3 protein-coding genes and 1 pseudogene are annotated in these 3,953 nt (G+C 71.9%); 1 reads left to right on the forward strand and 3 read right to left on the reverse strand.

Translation table 11 applies throughout. From position 1 onward, the window contains the following. The first annotated feature begins 146 nt into the window (after positions 1-146). Positions 147-875 carry a serine protease gene (locus K0M70_RS13245; RefSeq protein WP_290782708.1) on the forward strand — a complete coding sequence of 243 codons (729 nt, stop codon included), beginning with the start codon at positions 147-149 and terminating at the stop codon, positions 873-875. A 31-nt stretch (positions 876-906) separates the two neighbouring features. Here K0M70_RS13245 and K0M70_RS13250 read toward each other — a convergent pair whose 3' ends face one another. The 3 genes and pseudogenes from K0M70_RS13250 to K0M70_RS13260 all read right to left on the reverse strand — a co-directional run. Further along, complete coding sequence (locus tag K0M70_RS13250) at positions 907-1,164, reverse strand: hypothetical protein (protein WP_290782710.1); 258 nt, start codon at positions 1,162-1,164, stop codon at positions 907-909. A 27-nt stretch (positions 1,165-1,191) separates the two neighbouring features. Continuing rightward, a complete protein-coding gene (locus K0M70_RS13255; protein ID WP_290782711.1) occupies positions 1,192-3,153 on the reverse strand; it encodes a TIR domain-containing protein in 1,962 nt (653 codons plus the stop codon). 115 nt (positions 3,154-3,268) lie between these two features. After that, a pseudogene (locus K0M70_RS13260) lies at positions 3,269-3,953 on the reverse strand (penicillin-binding protein 1C); the annotation flags it as partial.

Raw genomic sequence — 3,953 nt, forward strand, 5'->3', positions numbered from 1 at the left:
CCACCAGGGCGCGCGGCGGGCTGGCGCCCCGGGGGGCGCTCACCCGGTGGGCGGGTTTGCGCTGTTCGCCCGGCGGGGTTTTGGCCACGCAGCACCGCGGCCGCGCGGGGTGGGGCGGGCCGGGGCCCCCCCCGGCCCCGCACTGCGTGGACAATATCCCCGGCTTCAACGGGCGTGAGGGCAACGTGCTCAGCGACCGCCGGCTGCGACTTGGCACCCAGAACCTGACGGTGGACGACGGCCTGTTCGCCATCGACGCCGTGGTGATCCACGCTGGCTACTCGAAGGCCACCAAACTCGACGACATCGCGCTGGTGCGGCTGGCCAACGATGAGCGCATTGCAAAGTTCGAGGCGACCGGCCGGCTGGCCCCCGTCGCCCTGATGGGCTCGTCGGACCGCGCTTTCGACGACAGCGAGGCGCTGCGCGTCACCGGCTGGGGCTGGATGGGGCAGCGCGACGCAGGCGACCCGGTCACCCGCCTGGACAGTGCCCAGCGCCTGCAGCGCAATCCTGCGGACCTGCAGCAGCTGACCTTGAACTACCTGCCTGACGCGCTGTGCAAAGCGGAATTCGGCGCGTTCTACGGGCCGGGCGCACTGTGCGCAGGAACGCTGGCGGCCGACGGAAGCCTGGAGGCCGGCAAGGACAGCTGCCAGGGCGACAGCGGCGGGCCACTGACCCGCGAAGAGGAAGGCGGCAAGCGCAGCCTGGTGGGCGTGGTGTCGGGCGGCAAGGGCTGCGGTGCGGGCAAGCCGGCGGTGTACACGCGCATGTCTTACTACGACGGCTGGATTGCCGCGGCGAAGGACGCGGCCAAATCCGGCGAAGTGGTGCGGGTGGCGATGCCGGGCCAAACGCCCGGATCGCGCTGACGCGACCCGGACGCCGCCGACGGGCCTGCGATTACTCTTCCTCCGGCCCGCTGCGCTCGACCGTGCCGGTCTGCTCTTCGGGCGCGGTGCGCTCAACCGTGCCGGTCTGTTCTTCCGGTGCGGTGCGTTCAACCGTGCCGGTCTGTTCCTCGGGTGCGGTGCGTTCGACCGTGCCGGTCTGCTGCTCAGGCGCGGTCGCGGCTTCGGCTGCAGGCTCCGGCGTTGTCTTGCACGCCGCAAGCGCGAATGCGAGCCCGACCACCAGACAAATTCCAACAACGTGGCGCATGCTGTTTCTCCTGTCGTCTGTGATGGATCATGTGAAGCCGACGGCCTTTGCCAGCGCAAGGTAACCATCGGTACTGCGCAACTGCGCCAGTAGCGGGTCAGCGTACATCAACATGATGCCGCCGTCGCGCAGGTCCCAGGCCGCCTGCAGCGACGTCAAAGCCTTTTCCGCGTCACCCCATTGGGCGTAGACCTGCGCGTACTGGTAGTGGCTCTTGTCGCCGTACTCGGCGACCAGTTCGGCCAGCGCAGCCTCGGCCGCCGCGCGGTCGCCGGCGCGGTGCGCCAGGATCGCCAGCCCGGGCAGCCGGCGCACCGCGCTGCGTTCCTTCAGGAACGCGGCGCGGGCATCCTGGTCGGCGCCGGCCATCAGCTGCGCGAAGCCCATCGACGCGTTTACGCCGGCCAGGGTCGGGTTGAGTTCGATCGCCCTGCGATAGGACGTGATCGCCGCGGCGTGGTCGCCCGCGTTGTGGCGGATGTCGCCCTGCGACCGGAAGGTGCGCGCGTTGAGCGGGTCGAGCGTCGCCGCGCGCAGGATCACTTCGGTTGCGCGGCCGTGGTCGCGCAGGTTCGAGCGGAAGGTCGCGTAGCGGGCCAGCACGTCGGCGCTTCCAGGCGCCAGGGCGTGGGAGCGCTCGAACGGCTCGCGCGCGCCGAGCATGTCCAGCTTGCCGCTGGCCCGGGCGAAGCCGAGCGCCGAGAACCCTTCTGCGAAATCCGGTGCAAGCTCGGTCGCTGCAAGCGCGGCGGCCTCGGCGGACTCGTAGGCAAGCACGCGTTCGTCATGGTCGGCGTAGAGATTGCCGATGACCACCAGCGCCCGCGCGCGCGCGGCGTGCGCGCCGGCGTAGCGCTCGTCCAGCGCGATCGCACGCTCGAAGTACTCCAGCGCGCGGCGATCGCTCACTTCGTCGATGCCGGCTTCGTACAGCGCGCGCCCGTGCAGGTAGGCGTCGAACGCCGCGACGTCGGCCGTACCGCCCACCAGGCTCGCGCCGCTGGCGTCCGGCCCGTCCACCGCCGCCGACAGCGCGCCGGCAACGGCGGCGCCGATTTCCGACTGCACCGCAAAGACGTCGGCCAGCGGGCGCTCCCAGCTGTCGGCCCACCGGCTCAGGCCGGTGGCCCCGTCGGTGAGCTCGGCGGCCACCTTCACCCGGCCGCCCGCCTTCTGGACGTTGCCGCCCAGCAGGTAGTCCACGCCAAGCGCGCGGGCAATCGCACGTCCGTCCTTTCGCCCGTCGCCAGCTTGCTCCGACGAGGTCTGCCCGGCGATCTGCAGCAGCTCGTTGCGCGACAGCTGTATCCGGATTTCCGACGTCAGGCCATTGGAGAAATAGCGCTGCTCGGGATCGCCGCTGAGGTTTTCGAAAGGCAGCACCGCAATGCGGCGCGACTCACCCACGCCGCGGGGGCTGTCGAACCACCCGCGCGACCAGCCCACCGCACTGGCCACGGCCGCGACCACCGCGATGGTGCCGCCGCCGATCAGCAGGCTCCGGCGCGCTGCATCCGCCGGTGCCGGTGACACCGGCGCGGCCGGCGGCCGCGGCAGGGCCTCGCGCCCCGCGAGCGCCATCACCGCGCGCAGCACCGCCTGCAGCGACGCCGGCGCAATCGTGCCCTTGGCCTGTTCCAGCGTGATGGATTGGTATTGGCGGAAGCCCAGCGGCGACTCGGTGCCATCGATGGACAGCGGCACCAGCTTCTTCAGGTCGCGGCCGCGGGCGGCCTCGTCCAGCACCCAGTCCGACGCCACCGACTGCGCGGACCACAGCACCACCACCGCATCACTGGCGGCCAGCGCCGCCTCGATGGTCTTGGCGAAGGCCGCGCCGCCCTCGATCAGGGTGTCCCACCAGACCTGCAGCCCGGCGTCTTCCAGCGCCTGCGCCAGCATCCGCGCCCGGGCCTGGTCGGCACGGCAATAGCTCAGGAACACGGTCGGCCGTGGCGTCTCCGCGCTGCCTGCCTGATCGCTAGACATGGTTGTTCGCCCGGCCCCTGGATGCATTCAGTCTACGCAGAAAAACGATCGGTTGAAGCCAACGCGCAGCGGGTGACGCTGGATCGAAGACGGCAAGAAGCGCGGGCGAACGTGGTCAGCGGATGACGTGCAGCGTGAGCTCGGCGAAGGCGCCGGTGTCGGCCAGGGCGGTGATGCGCTGGGGGCCGGGTTGGTCGAAGGCGTGGGTCCACGGGCGCGCGCCGAGGGTTTCCCCGGCGAGGCGACCGTTCAACAGCCAGCGCACGCGCGACCGCGTGCCGAACGCACGCAGCCGCAGCGTGGGCGGCTTGGCGCTGCCGGGCGCACGGGCCAGCCGGGTGCCCTCGCCCGGCCCCTCGATGCGCAGCGTTTCCATCGCCTCCAGCGCGTCGGGCGCGCAGTCCGGCGACAGCGGTGGGATGGCACTGGCCCGCCTGAGCGACGCCGACAGCCACGGATAAGCCAGCGCGGGCCAGCGTGCCACGGCCACCTTTCTGCGGGCGTGTGCGCCGCGGCAGCTCGCGGAAAGACGCATCCCGGTGCGGGCGTCGACCTCCAGGGCCAGCCGGCCCCCGCCCCACAGCCGGGCGTCGCGTTCGGGCAGGGTTGGCGGCAGGGTGCCGGCCAGCGCGAAGGCCTCGCGGGTTTCATGGCACAGGGCCTTCGCGTCGTCCTCCGGCGGCAGCCCCAGGGGCCAGCAGACGTCGAGCTTGCGCACCGTTCCGGGCATGCCGGTTCGGCCGCGCGCGGCCCCCGCGCGCGGCCGGCGGTCCCCCACATAGAACAGCAGCGGCCGCGCC

Origin of the sequence: Arenimonas sp., from assembly GCF_019459675.1 — a bacterium.
Lineage (GTDB): Bacteria > Pseudomonadota > Gammaproteobacteria > Xanthomonadales > Xanthomonadaceae > Arenimonas.

Excerpts from the sequence above, each read along its gene's own strand:
- K0M70_RS13250 (WP_290782710.1), bottom strand. The coding sequence starts at position 1,164 with ATGCGCCACGTTGTTGGAATTTGTCTGGTGGTCGGGCTCGCATTCGCG.
- K0M70_RS13255 (WP_290782711.1), bottom strand. The coding sequence starts at position 3,153 with ATGTCTAGCGATCAGGCAGGCAGCGCGGAGACGCCACGGCCGACCGTG.